Here is a 16,073-nt window from a genome sequence, read left to right as displayed (position 1 = left end):
GAAAAAATGATGGGGACACAGGCCCAATTACTGGTCGATGCGCAGAATTTTCTCGGCGAGGGCGTGCGCTGGTGCGAACGCAGCGGCCGCGTTTTCTGGACGAATATCGAAGGCTGCCAGCTGCATGCGCTGGTGCTGGCCACAGGCGAGCGCCAGACGTGGGCCATGCCGGAGCGCCTGGCGTGCTTCGCGCTGACGGACAGCGACGACGTTTTGCTGCTGGGCTTGGCCTCGCGCCTGGCCTGGTTTGACGCGCGCAGCGGGGCCGTCACGCCCTTGCACACGGTGGAGGGGGACTTGCCCATGACGCGCCTGAACGATGGCCGCTGCGACCGCCAGGGACGCTTTGTCTTCGGCACGCTCGATGAGCGGCCGTGCCGCGATGCCGTCGCCAGCTTCTACCGCCTCAACCTGGACCTTACCCTGGAGCGCCTGCCGCTGCCGCAGATCGCCATCTCGAACAGCATCTGCTTCAGCGTCGATGGCACGGCCATGTACTTCTGCGACTCGATGAAGAAGGCGATCTACCGCTGGGACGATTACCTGGGGGGCGATGCCAGCCGGGTGCGCGTGTTTGCCGTGCTCGATCCGGGCCCCGGCGCCGCCGATGGCGCCACCATCGATGCGGATGACTACCTGTGGAGCGCGCAATGGGGAGCAGGCAGGGTCTTGCGCTTCGCGCCGGACGGCAGCGTCGAGCGCGCGATAGCCTTGCCCGTGTCGCAGCCCAGCTGCGTGAGCCTGGGCGGGCCACACTACGACGAATTGTTCGTCACGACGGCGCAGGAGAGCTTGAGCCCGGCCCAGCTGGCGAGCGAACCGCTGGCCGGGGGATTGTTTCATGCGCGTCAGGTGGGCGTGCGCGGTTTGCCGGAAGTGCGCTTTGGCGCCCTGCCGGCCTGACAGGAGAGAGCAAATGCAGAAGCACACGGTTTTCGAGGGCATCCTCGAACGGGGCATGGTCGGCATCGTGCGCGCCTCTTCGGCACAGGCGGCCGTGCAGATTGCCGAGGCGTGCATTGCCGGCGGCATCACGGCGCTGGAAGTGGCGTTCACCACGCCCGATACCCTGGGCGTGCTGCGCACCCTGCGCGAACGCCATGGCCATGACGTGCTGCTGGGCGCGGGCACGGTGCTCGATACGGAGACGGCACGCGCCGCCATCCTGGCCGGCGCCCAGTTCATCATCTCGCCTGGCGTGAACGTGGAGACCATCACGCTGTGTCAGCGCTACCAAGTGCTGTCTATGCCGGGGGCGATGACGCCGACGGAGATAGTCACGGCCCTGCAGGCGGGCGCCGACATCGTCAAGATCTTCCCTGCCGAGATGTTCGGTCCCGCCTACATCAAGGCCCTGCGCGCGCCCCTGCCGCAAGCGCCGTTGATGCCGACGGGCGGCGTGACGGTGGAGAACCTGCATGCATGGTTTGCCAGCGGCGCCGTGGCCGTAGGCATCGGCAGCAGTCTGAGTGGTCCGGGCGCCACGGGAGACTACGCGGCCGTGACGGCGCGCGCGCAGGCCTTCGTGGCGAAGATGGCGGCCGTGCGGACGGCTAAGTCTTCTGGCTAGCTCCCACCGGGACGGGAATCTGCTACGCTAAGGGGGCAATGTCGCACGCCTCATAGACCAGAATATGTCCAACATCGCCCGCATTCTGCAAGACAGCCGCATCATCGCCATCGTCGGCATGTCCGACAAGCCCGAACGCGCCAGCCATGAAGTGGCAGATTACCTGCTGCGGCATGGCTATCGCGTGTTGCCCGTCAATCCGGCCCTCACCGGGCGCGATGTGCTGGGGCAGCGCGCTTACGCCACCCTGACGCAGGCCGCGGCGGCTGTCGCGCCGGCGCGCATCGACATCGTCGACTGCTTCCGCAAGTCAGAAGATATTCTGCCCATCGCCGAGGAAGCCATCGCCGTCAAGGCTGGCTGCCTGTGGCTGCAGCTCGACGTAGTCAACGAGCAGGCGGCGCAGCTGGCGCGGGCGGCGGGCCTGGAGGTGGTAATGGACCATTGCACAAAAATCGAGCACCGCAAGCTGGCGGTGGCGGCATGAAGGCGCGCACGCAGTTCCGTGCCGGGAAGGACTTCGACCTGAACGAGGATTTCGCCGGAAAGCGCCTGCTGGGCGCCGCCACCAAGGCGGCCAACAAGAAGCTGACGCCGGCCCAGTGCAAGGCCCTGGACCGCGAGGAAACCGTGGCCCTGACGGCGCAGATCGCCGAGTGCCAGAGCATGCTGTACGCGCAGCACAAAAAGAAGGTGCTGCTGGTCTTGCAGGGCATGGATACGTCGGGCAAGGATGGCACGGTCAAGGCGATCTTCAGCAATATCAACCCGATGGGCATCCGCGCCGTGGCGTTCAAGGGACCCACCGATATCGAACTGGCGCACGATTACCTGTGGCGCGTGCACCAGCATGTGCCCGTGAAAGGCGAGATCGCCATCTTCAACCGCAGCCATTACGAGGATGTGCTGATCACGCGCGTGCAGGACATGATCGACAAAGCCGAATGCCAGCGCCGCTATGCGCAGATCCGCGATTTCGAGCGCATGCTGAGCGAAACGGGCACCGTCATCCTGAAAGTCTTCCTGCATATCTCGAAGGACGAGCAACGGGGACGGCTGCAGGAGCGGCTCGACGATCCCGACCGTCAGTGGAAGTTCGATCCCAACGATATCGCCCAGCGCAAGAAGTGGGATGGCTACCAGCGCGCCTATGAAACGGCGATCCGCGAGACGGATGCAGACCACGCGCCGTGGTACGTGGTGCCATCGAACTCCAAGACGCAGCGCAACCTGGTGGTCGCGTCCCTGCTGCTGGAAACCCTGCAGGGCATGAAGCTGGAATACCCGGCGCCGGACCCGAAACTGTCGTCTTTCAAGGTCGAGTAGAGCTCGGGGCAGTTCAGCGCCGCGCCTGCGAAATCTGCCGCGCTGTGGCATAGTATCCCTCGTCGATAATTCAAACCAGACCGGAGATGCATATGCTGCAGTTGAAAGATCCTACCTTGTTGCGTCACCAGGCTTACGTGAATGGAGCCTGGGTCGATGCCGATGGTGGCCAGACGATTAATGTGAGCAATCCCGCCACGGGCGAGCATATCGGCACGGTGCCCCTGATGGGCGCCGCCGAGACGCGCCGCGCCATCGAGGCGGCCAATGCCGCCTGGCCTGCCTGGCGCAAGAAGACGTCCAAGGAGCGCGCGGCCGTGCTGCGCCGCTGGCATGACCTGATCCTGGAAAACGCCGACGACCTGGCGCTGATCATGACCACCGAGCAGGGCAAACCCCTGCCGGAAGCGAAGGGCGAAGTGCAGTTCGGCGCCTCGTTCATCGAGTGGTTTGCCGAAGAAGGCAAGCGCGTTGCGGGCGATACCCTGCAATCGCCTTGGCCGGACCGCCGCCTGGTCATCACCAAGGAGCCGATCGGCGTATGCGCCGCCATCACGCCGTGGAACTTCCCCGCCGCCATGATCACCCGCAAAGTCGGCCCGGCCCTGGCCGCCGGCTGCCCGATGGTCCTGAAACCGGCTGAAGCAACGCCGTTTTCCGCGCTGGCGCTGGCCGTGCTGGCTGAGCGCGCGGGCGTGCCTGCGGGCGTGTTCAGCATCGTCACGGGCGCGCCGAAAGACATCGGCGGCGAAATGACGTCGAACCCGATCGTGCGCAAGCTGACGTTTACGGGCTCGACCCAGGTGGGCCGCCTGCTGGCGGAACAGTGCGCGCCAACGATCAAGAAACTGTCGCTGGAACTGGGCGGCAATGCGCCGTTCATCGTCTTCGACGACGCGGACCTGGATGCGGCCGTGGAAGGCGCCATCGCCTCGAAATACCGCAATGCGGGCCAGACCTGCGTGTGCGCCAACCGCCTGTACGTGCAGGATAGCGTGTATGACGCGTTTGCCGACAAGCTGGTGGCCGCCGTGGCCAAGCTGAAGGTGGGCAATGGCATCGAGGCGGGCGTCACGCAAGGCCCGCTGATCGATGCCAAGGCTGTCGCCAAGGTGGAAGAACACGTGGCCGACGCGCTGGGCAAGGGCGGCCGCCTGCTCGCTGGCGGCAAGCGCCATGCGCTGGGCAACGGCTTCTTCGAACCGACCATCATCGCCGACGTGACGAACGACATGCGCGTGGCCACCGAAGAAACCTTCGGCCCGCTGGCGCCCCTGTTCCGCTTCAAGACGGACGATGAAGTCATCGCCCTGGCGAACAACACGGAATTCGGCCTGGCTGCCTATTTCTATTCGCGCGACATCGGCCGCATCTGGCGTGTGGCCGAAGGCCTGGAAACGGGTATGGTCGGCGTCAATACGGGCCTGATCTCGAACGAGATCGCTCCCTTCGGCGGCGTCAAGCAATCGGGCCTGGGCCGTGAAGGGTCGACCTACGGTATCGAAGACTATCTCGTCATCAAGTACATCTGCATGGGCGGTATCTAGGATGCTTGATTAAATCTACTGCGCGGCGCGCTTTCCGGCCTGCGATGCTCGCTGCCTCGGCGGCCCCGTACTCAGTACAGCTGCGCTTCTTAGCCAGATGGGGGCGCCGAGCCTCGTTGCCGCTCGCTACGATTTTCTCAAGCATTCGTGACGTCCGTTATCGACGGCTGTTGCGAGCCGATCCCAAGCGGTCCAGCATGCCCTTGACCGCTTCCATTTGCGTGCCGCTCTTGCGGTAGAAATCCGGGTCGATCGGATTGATGCTGGTGTAGCCCCAGAAATCCCAGCAGCCTTTCGGGTTGTACGGGTAGACGGGGCTCGGTTCGGCCTGCGGATACAGCACGATGATCTTGTTGGCGTCCGCCACCTGGTTGTAGCCGGTGCTGGTATAGAAACGGTCGCCGATGGCTTGCGTCGTTTGCAAACAGCCGTGGAACACCACGTGCACGCGGCAGCTCTCGCTGTCGCAGGCTTTCGGGATGTAGGCGTAGCCCGTATTGTTCATGCTCGAGTACGCGTTCTGGATGAAGCTGCGCTGGTTGAAGGCGATTAGCTTGCCCGTCAGCGTGGTCGACGCGGGCTGCAGGTCCGGGTACAGGTGCTGCAGGATGTCGCGCGCCTGCACGAAGTCGCAGTCATTGATGAAGGGCGACGCCGTTACATCGCAAGCCTTGTCCTGGTTGTTGTCCGTGATGATGGCATGGCCTGCGCCGACATTGTCGACGAAGCGGATCTGCTCGGCTGGCGTGCCTGCCAGCGCATAGAATTTCCCCACCTGTTCCACTACCGGCCGCGTCACGGTCTGGTCTTTTGTTCCGCTGAACAGATACACGCGCTGGCGTTTCAGGTTGGCCGTGTCGTCGATGAGGCGGGCACGCGCGAAGTCGTTCGCCGCGCGCAGCAATTCGCTGGCGACAGGCGGCGCCACCTGCGCGCTGCCCGGATTCATGCAGGTGGTCAGGGCATTCGTCAGGTAGGGAATGTAGGGGAAGCGGCCCGGCTGGCCCGAGCAGAAATACGGGCCGCCCGCGATGATGCCGGCGCCGGCCACCGTGGCCGAGTAGGCGACGGCAAACTGCGCCGCCATGAAGCCACCCGAGGACAGGCCGGACACGGTGGTCTGGCTCAGGTCAGCCTGGTAGCCGGGCAGGGCGGGAGCATCCCTGGTCGCGGCGGGCTTGGCAGCTTTGGCGGCCGTGGCGGCGAGCGCGCCGCCTGGCGCCAGGGTGAGCAGGCTGGCGGCCAGCAGGGCGGTGGGTAATGCGGTCAGGTGCGGGAAGGGCATGGCGACTCCACAAGGCAAGAAATGGGATAGGAAGGCCGAGCATAGGTAAAAAAACTGTGCGATGGGCAAGTACTGCACTATCGTTGATGTCGCTCAAGCAATTGCTGTTGTTGTGGCCCTCATGCGCGCGCGCGGCGTTTGACATAGAATGGTTTTTTTCCGTTCAATCATGGTGCCCTTCATGTCCAAGACCCTTGCCCAGCTATTTGCGCTCACCACCCTTGCCGCCGGCGCCAGCCTGGCCATGCCGGCCCATGCCGCCGAAACCGCTACAGCTGCCGCCGCGCCGGCCGCCTGCCCCGCCATTCTCAAGCAGACCTTCAACCGCCTGCAGGATGAAGCGCCGCAAAACCTGTGCCAGTACGCGGGCAAGGTGGTGCTGGTGGTCAATACGGCAAGTTATTGTGGTTTTACTAATCAATATGAAGGGCTCGAGGCGCTGTACGCCAAGTACGGCAGCAAGGGCCTGGTGGTGCTGGGCTTCCCGTCGAACGATTTCGGCAAGCAGGAGCCGGGCAACAGCAAGGAAATCGCCGATTTCTGCTACAACACCTATGGTGTGAAGTTTCCCATGTTCGCCAAATCGGTGGTCTCCGGCCCTGCGCCGAATCCGCTGTACGTGGACTTGATCAAGCAGACGGGCAAGACCCCGGCCTGGAATTTCCACAAATACCTGATCGACCGCCACGGTAAAGTGGTGGAAAGCTTCCCCAGCAAGGTGACGCCGGACGACAAGAAACTCGTTGGCGCGGTGGAAAAAGCGCTGGCGATGTAAGTTGCCGACACCCAAGCAGGCTTGATCGCCTGCTTTTTTTTAATGCCGCGCTTGTCGTCTTGCCATCATTGTCCTAAGCTGGTTGTTCGCGTTTGTCACAACAAAGGAGAACATCATGGCGTATGTCGATGGATTTGTGGTGCCCGTACCGAAAGCCAAGCTCGATGCCTATCTGGCCATGTCGCGCAGTTGCGGCGCCATCTGGCGCGAGTATGGCGCGCTGGAATTTCGCGAATGCGTGGGCGACGATGTCAAGCCAGGCAAGCTGACGTCGTTCCCGCAAGCGGTGGACTTGCAGGATGGCGAAGTGGTGGTGTTTTCCTGGATCGTGTATGCGTCGCGCGCCAAGCGCGATGAAATCAACGACAAGGTCATGAAAGACCCGCGCCTGGCCGAGATGATGGATCCGGCCAAGCTGCCGTTCGATGGCAAGCGGATGATCTACGGCGGTTATGAAATGCAGGTGGATCTCTAGCGGCTGAAACAGTCCATGGCGGCGTTGCAATGCCTCGTCGTGCGGTTGCATTGCCTTCGGCAATGCGCCTTGCCCTGAACGGTTTCAGGCGCTAGCGATGATATGTGCCGGCAATGCCCCGCGCAGCGCGTTGCACACGACAATCGCTTCGGCCCGCGCCAGCATGGCCCGCGTGATGATGGTTTCCTGCGCATCCCAGGCAGGATCGGCCAGCATGGCGGCGCGTTGCACGCCGGGCAGCAGGCCGCAGGACAGGGGCGGCGTATGCCAGCGGCCATCGAGGCGGACGAAGACATTGCTGCGCCCGCCTTCCGTTAGTTCGCTCCGTTCGTTAAAGAACAGCATGTCGAAGCTGCCTTGCGCCTCGGCTGCGCGCCAGGCCGCGTCGTAGCGTGCGCGCACGCTGCTCTTGTGACGCAGGAACAGGTCGTCGGCAGTCGTGGCGTCGGGTGCCAGCAGGATGGTTACCGTGTCCGGCAGGGCGGTGAGTGTACCGCTTTGCGTCGTGAACTGGCCATCCTGGCGTAGCGCCAGGCGCAGGCGGAAGGGCGCGTCGTCGGGGCGCGCCGCGCAGGCTGCCTGCAGCGCGGCGCGGGCCGCGTCCGCATCCCAGGCAAAACCGAAGTAGGCGCAGGAGGCGGCCAGGCGCGCCAGGTGGCGCTCCTGCTGGCGGCAGCCGCCGGTGCGGCTGGCGTGCAGGGTCTCGAACAGTTCGAAGTCGTTCGTGAGGCCCGTGAGGAAGCGGGCCTTGAGCTGGCACTCCGCAAATTCCTCGTGCGGGTCGCTGTCGAGCACGATGCCGGCACCCACGCCCATCTCGCCGCGCCGGATGCCGTCAGGGCCAGCCGGCTGCAAGGCCAGGGTGCGGATCGGCACGGACATGCAGAAGTCGCCCACCGCGTGGGTAGCGCCGGCGGCAGAAGGGTCGAACCAGCCGATGGCGCCCGTATAGATGCCGCGCGGCGCCGGCTCCAGCTCGGCGATGATTTCCATGGTGCGGCGTTTCGGCGCGCCCGTGATCGAGCCGCACGGGTACAAGGCCTGGAAGATGTCGGCCAGGCTGGCGTCGTCACGCAGGCGCGCCTGTACGGTGGAGGTCATTTGCAGCACGCTGCTGTAGCGCGTCACCTCGAACAGGGCCGGCACCTTGACGGAGCCGGTGACGGCGATGCGGCCGATGTCGTTGCGCAGCAGGTCGACGATCATCAGGTTTTCCGCGCGGTTCTTCGGGTCATTGGCCAGGGCTCTGGCGCGGCGCGCGTTTTCTGCCGTTTGCTCAGGGGGGGCGGCCGGCGCCGTGCCTTTCATGGGGCGCGCCATCAGCTCGCCTTGCGCATGGCGCACGAACAATTCCGGCGACAGCGACAGCAGGGCACTGCCATCGGGCAGCATCACCAGCGCGCCGTAGGGCACTGGCTGGCGCGCGCGCAGCCGCGCATACAGAGCCAGGGGCGAGCCGAAGGCGTCGAAGCGCAAGCGATACGTGTAGTTGACCTGGTAGGTGTCGCCGGCCAAGATGTAGTCGTGGATGCGGTGCAGCGCGCGCGTGAATTCGGCTTGATCCACATTCGCGCGGATATCGGCCACGCCGGCTGGCGCGGCGTCGGCGCGGGCGGGCGCGTCCAGCCATTGCGCCACCTCGTCCTGTGAAAGCTGCGTGCAATGGTCGAAGACGAGCACTTGCGCCAGCGGCGGCGCATTGATGCCTGCCGCGCGCGGCGGCATGGCCAGCAAATGCGCCCCCAGCTCGTAGCTGCACACGCTGACGGCGTACTGGCCGCGATGTAAGGCATCTTGCAGGCCTTCCAGCAGCTCGGGCCAGGCCTGCCCCTCGGTGCATTGCAAGACCGCCGCCAGGCCCGTGTACAGGCGCGAACCGGCGCCTGGGGTGCTGGCGTCGTCGAGCAGGGCGAAACAGTCGGTATGCATGGGGACAGCCGCGGCGGTGACTTACCCCAGCAGCATGGCGATTTGCAGCGCCGCTTCCTGGGAGGGATTGATCTTGAAGCCGCTCTTGGCGTAGCGGTGCCAGCGTCCGATGACGAAGCCGACGATCAGGGTGGCGCGCGCCGCCACTTCGCTTTCCTTGCCATGGCCTTCGGCGGCGGCCACGCGCAAGGCCTGCTTGAGCGCCAGTTCCACGCGGTCGTAGAACTGGTTCATGCGCACTTGCAGGCGTTCGTCCTCATTGACCAGCGCATCGCCGATCAATACGCGCGTCATGCCCGGATTGCTGATGGCGAAATTGAGCAGCATGCCGACGATGTCGCGCGTTTGCGTCATGCCGTCGCTGTGCTTTTCCGCGATCTGGTTGATCAGGCCGAAAACGCTCGACTCGATGAATTCGATCAGCCCTTCGAACATTTGCGCCTTGCTGGCGAAATGGCGGTACAGGGCCGCTTCCGACACGGCCAGTCTGGCCGCCAGTGCGGCAGTGGTGATCTTTTCGCCTTTCGGCTGCTCCAGCATTGCGGCGAGGGCCTGAAGAATTTGTAGCCTGCGTTGGCCCGGCGGTGTGCTTGCCATATTTTCTCTTGTCGTTAAAAAAAATGCTGCCTTGATGGGGAGGTCCGTCACCGCCGCTAGCGGTGCAGCTTCCGGCGTCAACCGGAAGCCCAGGAGTCCCCTTCAACGCAGACGGTGAAGGCGGCGTGCCAAATGCCGGACAGATTTTACTTTGACATCGACGTAAGCGGGGCGATTTAACGCCTTGGGCAACTTCGCCACGCCTATCGGATCCGCCATTTTCAGGTATTGCGTGACCCATGCCGTGCGCAGGCCCAGTTTTTTCGCGCCCTTCAGGTTGGCCAGGGTGTCTTCCACCAGGATGCAGCGGCCAGGGCGGATCTGGTGCTTGCGCATCAATTTGCGCAGCATCAGGGTCGATGGCTTGGGCCGCAGCTGGCGGTGCACATGCATCGCCTCGATGGCGATATGCTGCGAAAAATGCTGGCGCAAGCCCAGGTGGCGCATCACGTCGCTCGAATAGCGCAGCGGCGCGTTGGTGAGTAAAATTTTACGGCCAGGCAGGCGTTTGAGTAAAGCCCCCAGCCCCCGCTCGGCGCGTATCATGGCGCGCAAATCGTCGAATGCATGCGTCTCGTGCAAAAAATGCGCTGCCTGTACCTGATGGTGCTTGACCATGCCCAGCAAGGTGGCGCCATAGCGGCGCCAGTAGGCCGCGCGCGCCGCATTGACGATGGCGTCGTCGGCCGGCGTCACGCCGTCGCCCAGCACGCGGGCAATATACGTGTTCATATTGGCCGTGATGGTGGGGAAGATGGCGTGCGAGGCATTGTGCAGCGTGTTGTCGAGGTCAAACAGCCAGACCGGCGACGAGCGGTTAAGATGGGACACAGGCACAGGAGTCTTTAGGCAAGATGATAAGCAAGATGAAAAATTCAACAATCAGGAAAACCATGCGACGCCAGATTATAGTGATGTTTTGCGGATTATTCTTGCTGCCGTTGCCGGCGGCCTTTGCCGAAGCGCCACCCGCGGCGCAAAACCGGGGTGCCCTGTTCAAGGTGCAGGACGCCAGCCATACCCTGTATCTGTTCGGCACCATCCACGTCGGCGCGCCCGATTTTTATCCGCTCGAGCCGACCGTGACGCAGGCGCTGCACCAGGCTGGCGCGCTGGCGCTGGAGATCGATCCTGGCGCCGACCCGCGCGCCGCCCTGGGCGCCGTGCTGAAGTACGGCATGGAGGCGCCGGGCAGCCAAGTGCCGCTTGATTGCCGCCAGACCCTGGCCCCGCGCCTGGCGCCGCTGTTGCAAAAATACGGCATTCCAGCCGAGTCGGTGGCGCCGATGAAGCCGTGGATGCTGGCCAGCATGCTGGCCATCGGCGAGTTTTCCACCCTGGGCTACCGCTCCGACCTGGCCGTCGACAATTATCTGTCGCAGCAGGCCAAGGCGCGCAAGATCCCCGTGGTGGAACTCGAGTCGATGGAAGGCCAGATGGCGCTGTTCGGCGCCATGTCGCCGGCCGACCAGTGCCGCTTCCTGGAAGACGGCGTGGCGTCGATCGAGGACCAGGAACAAAGCCAGGAAGCGCGCGAGATCGCCAACGCCTGGCGCACGGCCGATGCCGCCGCCTTCGACAGGCTGGCGGCGAAAGCAGCGCAAGACCCGTCGTTCGCCGCCCAGTTCGTGCAAAAGGTGTTGCTGGATGGCCGCAACCCGGCCCTGGCCGACGGCATCGCCAGGTTGCTGGCGCGCGAAAAACACAGCCTGGCCGCCATCGGCGTGCTGCATCTGGTGGGAACGAAAAGCGTTCCGGATTTATTGCGTCAGAAGGGCTTGAAGGTCGAGCGGGTGTATTGAACTGGTGGCTTAGCCGCGCAACAAACGGCGGCAGAGCAGATGGAAAAGTGTTCAGGGCAAGGCGTACTGACGAAGACAGTACGCATGTACGGCGAGGCAGTACAACGCCGCCATGGACATTTTTTCAGCTGCGGGGAAAGGATACTGGTGCCCTTGACGTGGATCGAACACGTGGCCTCTCCCTTACCAAGGGAGTGCTCTACCACTGAGCTACAAGGGCAAATTAAAAGCGGCGCCAGGTGATCTGCGCCGCCAAACTACTCGCTGTGATGCATTGCGATTTTTTTAGTGCGAACGGATCATAGTACCAAAAGCTTGCTCGGTCAACACTTCCAGCAATAATGAGTGTTCGATGCGGCCGTCGATGATGTGCACCGTGTTCACGCCGGACTTGGCGGCGTCGAGTGCGGACGAGATCTTCGGCAGCATGCCGCCCGAGATCGTGCCGTCGGCGAACATCTCGTCGATTTCGCGCGCCGACAGGTCGGTTACCAGGTTGCCCTGCTTGTCCTGGACGCCGGCGATGTTGGTCATCATGATCAGCTTTTCCGCTTTCAGAATTTCCGCGATCTTGCCGGCTACCACGTCGGCGTTGATGTTGTAGGCCTGGCCATCCTGGCCGAAACCGATCGGCGAAATGATGGGAATGAAGGCGTCGTCCTGCAGCGCCTTGACGACGGCCGGGTTGATCGCGTCGATCTCGCCGACGAAGCCGATGTCGAGGAATTCGCCCGGATGTTCGCGGTCCGGCATCTGCATCTTGCGCGCGCGGATCAAGCCGCCATCCTTGCCCGTCAGGCCCACAGCCTGGCCGCCGTAATGGTTGATCAGCATGACGATATCCTGCTGCACTTCGCCGCCCAGCACCCACTCCACCACTTCCATGGTTTCTTCATCGGTGATGCGCATGCCTTGCACGAAGGTGCCTTGCTTGCCGATTTTTTTCAGCGCGTTGTCGATCTGCGGTCCGCCGCCGTGCACCACGACCGGGTTCATACCGACCAGCTTGAGCAGGATGACGTCGCGCGCGAAGCCGTGCTTCAGGCGTTCGTCCGTCATGGCATTGCCACCGTACTTGATGACGATGGTCTTGCCATGGAAATTGCGGATGTAGGGCAGGGCCTCGGCCAGAATCTGCGCCTTGATTTGTGGCGACACCGCCGTCAAGTCGTCATTCATGTCCAGGTTCAAGTTAGCTAGTTGATTCATGGCGAGTCCGGAAAATAGATTTGTGGGATTTTACAGGGAAGAAGAAAATCTTGGAGGCATTATAGGGCGATCTTGTTGTATTTTCCCTGATGATCCTATAGTCTGGCCCGATATGCCCCCCAGCCAGCCCTTTTACTGCCCGTTACATCTGCGTCGCATCCCGGCGCGGCAGGACACACACTTGCCAATTCAAACACAGCCATGAGCGTATGCAGCCTGTGCGGCGTCACCTTCCAGTGTGGTCAGCTTGATCCGGACGCCAAGGAACCCTGCTGGTGCGTGGCCCTGCCGCCGGCCGTTCCCGTGCCCGGCAGCACCGCCGTGGGCTGCTGGTGCCCCGCCTGCCTGCAAGAGCGCATCGCCGCCTTGACCCCTCCGGTAGCAACGCCAGCCAGATAAGCGCATCGGCGCGCTTTTTCCTTTGCAAAAGACCTTGCATTTTGTAGGGGAATACGTTCAGACTTCGATTTTTAGGAATTTCTTACAGGAAAGTTATGCGTTTCAGGGATATCCGCATCGGCGTGCGCATCAATGCCGGTTATGCCATTTTGATCGTGCTGATGCTGGTCGTCATCGTCCTGGCGGGGAGCCGCATCTATGCCATCCGCGCCGAGACCGACGATATCCTGCAGCGCGACTGGGTCGCCGCCAAGGCCACCAGCAAGATCCATGGACTGGCGCGCGAGGCGGCCACGCGCATCGGCAACCTGCCGAGCCAGCACGAGCCGGCACTGCGCCAGGCGAACCAGGCGCGCCTGGAGGCGATCAAGCAGGGCATCGATGAGCAGGTGCGCATCCTCGACGGTCTCGATGCGCGGCCCGAGGAACGGCGCCTGCTGGAACAGATGCACCTGGCGCGCGCCGACTACTATGTGTCGCTCAAGACGATGTTCGAACTGGTCGAGCGCGGCGAGGATGCCCGCGCCGAGCAGGCCATGCAGACGCAGACCTTGCCGGTGCTGGAAAAAGTGCTGCTGTACGTAAGCCAGCTCGATGACTTGCAGCAGCAGCTGATCCGCGACAGCGCGGCCCGGATACGCAATGACATCGATACCTCGCTGCTGCTGATGGGCGGCATCGGCCTGGCAGCCCTGCTGACCGGTCTCGCCTTTGCCTGGTCGGCGCGCTCGATCACGCGTCCGCTGGGCGAGGCGGTGGCGATTGCCACGCGCGTGGCCAATGGCGACCTCAGTTCCGTCATCGAAGTGACGTCGCGCGACGAGACGGGCGAATTGCTGCAGGCGCTCAAGGACATGAGCACCAGCCTGGCCGTCGAGCAGGACCTGCGCCACGCCGTCGAAGTGGCCGAGGATGCGACCAAGATGAAGTCGGACTTCCTGGCGAATATGTCGCACGAGATCCGCACGCCGATGAACGGCATCATCGGCATGACCCACCTGGCACTGCAGACGGACCTCACGTCGGCCCAACGCAACTACCTGGAGAAGGTGGAATCGGCTTCGAAGAACCTGTTGGCCATCATCGACGACATCCTCGATTTCTCGAAGATCGAGGCGGGCAAGATGGCCTTTGAAAAAGTCGATTTCTTCCTCGAGGATGTGCTGGCGCAGATCGCCGACCTGTCCGTGATGCGCGCCCAGGACAAGGGGCTCGAACTGCTGTTCGACATCGCCCCCGATGTGCCGAACGCCTTGCAGGGCGACCCGCTGCGCCTGGGCCAGGTGCTGATCAACCTGACCAACAACGCGATCAAGTTTACGGACAAGGGCGAGATCGTCGTCAGCATCCGCCTGCAGCAGCTGGAAGAACATGCGGCTGTCTTGCGCGTGGATGTGCGCGACACGGGCATCGGCCTCACGCCGCCCCAGCGCAGCAAATTGTTCCAGGCCTTTACCCAGGCCGACACCTCGACCACGCGCCACCATGGCGGCACGGGCCTGGGACTGACCATCAGCAAGCGCCTGGTGGAAATGATGGAAGGCGAGATCGACCTGGTCAGCGAAGCGGGCGTGGGCAGCACCTTCTTCTTCACGGCCCGCTTCGGCCTGGCCGCCGTGCCGCGCGACAGCCTGTCGCAACTGCAGCATCAGCAGCAATTCCAGGGCCTGCGCGTGCTGGTGGTCGATGACAACCCCAGCGCGCGTGAAATCTTCGTCAGCATGCTGACGGCGCTGGGCTTCGAGGCGCGTGCCGTGTCTGGCGGCGTGCTGGCCATCGGCGCCGTGGCGCAGGCGCGCGCCGAGGGGCGAGGGTACGGACTGGTGCTGATGGACTGGAAAATGCCGGGCATGAACGGCCTCGATACCCTGGCCGGCATCCGCGCCGATGCCGCCGGCATCGATGCGACGCCGGCCTGCATCATGGTCACGGCCTTCTATCGCGAAGCGCTGCTGGAGGCGGCGCGCCAGCGGGACTTGCCGTTCGACGGCGTATTGAACAAGCCGGTCAGCGCCTCGACCCTGCTCGACCAGATATCGTTCGTGTTTGGCGGCGTGACGGGGCAGAGCCGCAAGACGCAGCGCCAGAGCAGCTACCGCGACGACGAGCGCGCCTTGCGCGGCGCGTGGCTGCTGCTGGTGGAGGATAATGAAGTCAACCAGGAAGTGGCGCAGCATATTCTCAACGACGCCGGCATCCGCGTCGACATCGCGGGCAATGGCGCCATCGCGCTGGCGAAGATCGAGGAAAACGCCTATGACGGCGTGCTGATGGATTGCCAGATGCCGGTGATGGATGGCTACCAGGCGACGCGCAAGTTGCGCCAGGATCCCCGTTATTCGAATTTGCCCGTGATCGCCATGACAGCCAATGCCATGGTGGGCGACAAGGAGAAATGCCTGGATGCCGGCATGAACGATTTCATCGCCAAGCCGATCGACGTGGCGCAGTTGTTCGGTACCCTGGCGCGCTGGATCGCGCCGGCCACGCCGCAGGCAATGACGGCGGTGGTGGCGCAGCCGGAAGCGGAGTTGCCCGTGATCGCCGGCCTGAAAATGGCGGAAGCCATGCGTCGCGTGGGCGGCAATGCCGTTTTGATGCGAAAATTGCTGGATCGTTTTGTGGAAACCCAGTTCGACGCCATGCAGCGCATCGTTGCCGCCATCGAGAACAACCAGCTCGAGACGGCGATCCGCGAAGCGCATACCCTGAAGGGTCTGGCCGGCAATATCGGCGCCGGCGGCCTGGCCGACAGCGCCGCGCGGGTCGAGCACTTGCTCAGCCTGGGTTCGCACGACGGCTTGCCGCAGGCATTGGCCGCCTGCACCCTGGCGCTCGACGAGCTGGTGCCGAAGATCGTGCTGGCCATGCAGTCGCGCGGCCATGTGGTCGAGGCGGGCGGCGCGGCGGTGGCGCCAGTGGCGGCGGTGGACCGGGCGCAGCTGGAAGCGGGCTTGCGCGAATTGTCGCAGCTGCTGCTGCAGGACGATGCGCAGGCCGTCAAGCACCTGGACGGCATCGGCCCCGTGCTGGTCGCGGCTGGGCAGGCGGAACACGCGCGCCAGTTGAAGCGCATGCTGGGACAATACGATTTCGAAGGTGCGCTGGCGCAGCTGGGCGAGGTGGCCGATGCGCTGGAGCTGACACTGTGACAAGGAT

At 63.6% G+C, this 16,073-nt stretch carries 15 protein-coding genes and 1 tRNA gene; 10 read left to right on the top strand and 6 right to left on the bottom strand.

Going from position 1 to position 16,073, the window contains the following annotated elements; translation table 11 throughout:
- Positions 1–9 precede the first annotated feature (9 nt).
- From OX459_RS17510 to gabD, 5 genes are all read left to right on the top strand, one after another.
- Positions 10–903 carry an SMP-30/gluconolactonase/LRE family protein gene (locus OX459_RS17510; protein ID WP_289905964.1) on the top strand — a complete coding sequence of 298 codons (894 nt, stop codon included), beginning with the start codon at positions 10–12 and terminating at the stop codon, positions 901–903.
- Positions 904–916: 13 nt separating this feature from the next.
- Positions 917–1,570, top strand: a complete 654-nt coding sequence (locus OX459_RS17505) for a bifunctional 2-keto-4-hydroxyglutarate aldolase/2-keto-3-deoxy-6-phosphogluconate aldolase (protein WP_289905963.1) — start codon at positions 917–919, stop codon at positions 1,568–1,570.
- Between the two features lie 64 nt (positions 1,571–1,634).
- The gene (locus OX459_RS17500) at positions 1,635–2,057 is read left to right on the top strand and encodes a CoA-binding protein (RefSeq protein WP_289905962.1); all 423 of its coding nucleotides are present in this window, start codon (positions 1,635–1,637) and stop codon (positions 2,055–2,057) included.
- On the top strand, positions 2,054–2,896 hold the full coding sequence (locus OX459_RS17495; protein WP_251349555.1) for a PPK2 family polyphosphate kinase: 843 nt from the start codon (positions 2,054–2,056) through the stop codon (positions 2,894–2,896). Before OX459_RS17500 ends, OX459_RS17495 begins: the two co-directional genes overlap by 4 nt.
- 92 nt (positions 2,897–2,988) lie before the next feature.
- Positions 2,989–4,443 (top strand): NADP-dependent succinate-semialdehyde dehydrogenase, encoded by a 1,455-nt coding sequence (gabD, locus tag OX459_RS17490; protein WP_289905960.1) that lies wholly within the window; start codon positions 2,989–2,991, stop codon positions 4,441–4,443.
- Positions 4,444–4,600: 157 nt separating this feature from the next.
- On the opposite strand, the gene OX459_RS17485 is transcribed toward gabD, so the two are convergent.
- A complete protein-coding gene (locus OX459_RS17485; protein ID WP_289905959.1) occupies positions 4,601–5,728 on the bottom strand; it encodes a poly(3-hydroxybutyrate) depolymerase in 1,128 nt (375 codons plus the stop codon).
- A 181-nt stretch (positions 5,729–5,909) separates the two neighbouring features.
- On the opposite strand from OX459_RS17485, the gene OX459_RS17480 reads away from it, so the two are divergent.
- Both OX459_RS17480 and OX459_RS17475 read left to right on the top strand, forming a co-directional pair.
- Positions 5,910–6,503, top strand: a complete 594-nt coding sequence (locus OX459_RS17480) for a glutathione peroxidase (protein WP_289905958.1) — start codon at positions 5,910–5,912, stop codon at positions 6,501–6,503.
- 115 nt (positions 6,504–6,618) lie between these two features.
- Positions 6,619–6,978, top strand: a complete 360-nt coding sequence (locus OX459_RS17475; protein ID WP_034783795.1) for a DUF1428 domain-containing protein — start codon at positions 6,619–6,621, stop codon at positions 6,976–6,978.
- An 84-nt stretch (positions 6,979–7,062) separates the two neighbouring features.
- Here the strand turns inward: OX459_RS17475 and pabB are convergent, their stop codons facing one another.
- From pabB to OX459_RS17460, 3 genes are all read right to left on the bottom strand, one after another.
- Positions 7,063–8,907: an aminodeoxychorismate synthase component I gene (gene pabB, locus OX459_RS17470; protein ID WP_289905957.1), complete on the bottom strand. Its 1,845-nt coding sequence runs from the start codon at positions 8,905–8,907 to the stop codon at positions 7,063–7,065.
- Positions 8,908–8,928: 21 nt separating this feature from the next.
- Complete coding sequence (slmA, locus tag OX459_RS17465) at positions 8,929–9,504, bottom strand: nucleoid occlusion factor SlmA (RefSeq protein WP_099665918.1); 576 nt, start codon at positions 9,502–9,504, stop codon at positions 8,929–8,931.
- 102 nt (positions 9,505–9,606) lie between these two features.
- Positions 9,607–10,341 (bottom strand): pyrimidine 5'-nucleotidase, encoded by a 735-nt coding sequence (locus tag OX459_RS17460; RefSeq protein WP_077398423.1) that lies wholly within the window; start codon positions 10,339–10,341, stop codon positions 9,607–9,609.
- A gap of 95 nt (positions 10,342–10,436) precedes the next feature.
- Between OX459_RS17460 and OX459_RS17455 the strand changes: the two genes are divergently transcribed.
- Complete coding sequence (locus tag OX459_RS17455; protein ID WP_289905956.1) at positions 10,437–11,306, top strand: TraB/GumN family protein; 870 nt, start codon at positions 10,437–10,439, stop codon at positions 11,304–11,306.
- Between the two features lie 145 nt (positions 11,307–11,451).
- Here the strand turns inward: OX459_RS17455 and OX459_RS17450 are convergent.
- A tRNA-Thr gene (locus OX459_RS17450) sits at positions 11,452–11,526 on the bottom strand.
- A 65-nt stretch (positions 11,527–11,591) separates the two neighbouring features.
- Positions 11,592–12,485, bottom strand: a complete 894-nt coding sequence (argB, locus tag OX459_RS17445) for an acetylglutamate kinase (RefSeq protein WP_010393729.1) — start codon at positions 12,483–12,485, stop codon at positions 11,592–11,594.
- A 231-nt stretch (positions 12,486–12,716) separates the two neighbouring features.
- On the opposite strand from argB, the gene OX459_RS17440 reads away from it, so the two are divergent.
- Positions 12,717–12,914 (top strand): cysteine-rich CWC family protein, encoded by a 198-nt coding sequence (locus OX459_RS17440; RefSeq protein WP_289905955.1) that lies wholly within the window; start codon positions 12,717–12,719, stop codon positions 12,912–12,914.
- A gap of 95 nt (positions 12,915–13,009) precedes the next feature.
- Entirely contained in the window at positions 13,010–16,066 is a 3,057-nt protein-coding gene (locus OX459_RS17435) for a response regulator (RefSeq protein WP_289905954.1), read from the top strand.
- Positions 16,067–16,073 lie beyond the last annotated feature (7 nt).

The sequence above is a fragment of the Janthinobacterium sp. SUN026 genome (genome assembly GCF_030397625.1).
In the GTDB taxonomy this organism is placed as follows: Bacteria; Pseudomonadota; Gammaproteobacteria; order Burkholderiales; family Burkholderiaceae_D; genus Janthinobacterium; species Janthinobacterium kumbetense.
Note: the sequence above shows the minus strand (reverse complement) of the source record. Positions and strands in the feature narration are given on the sequence as shown.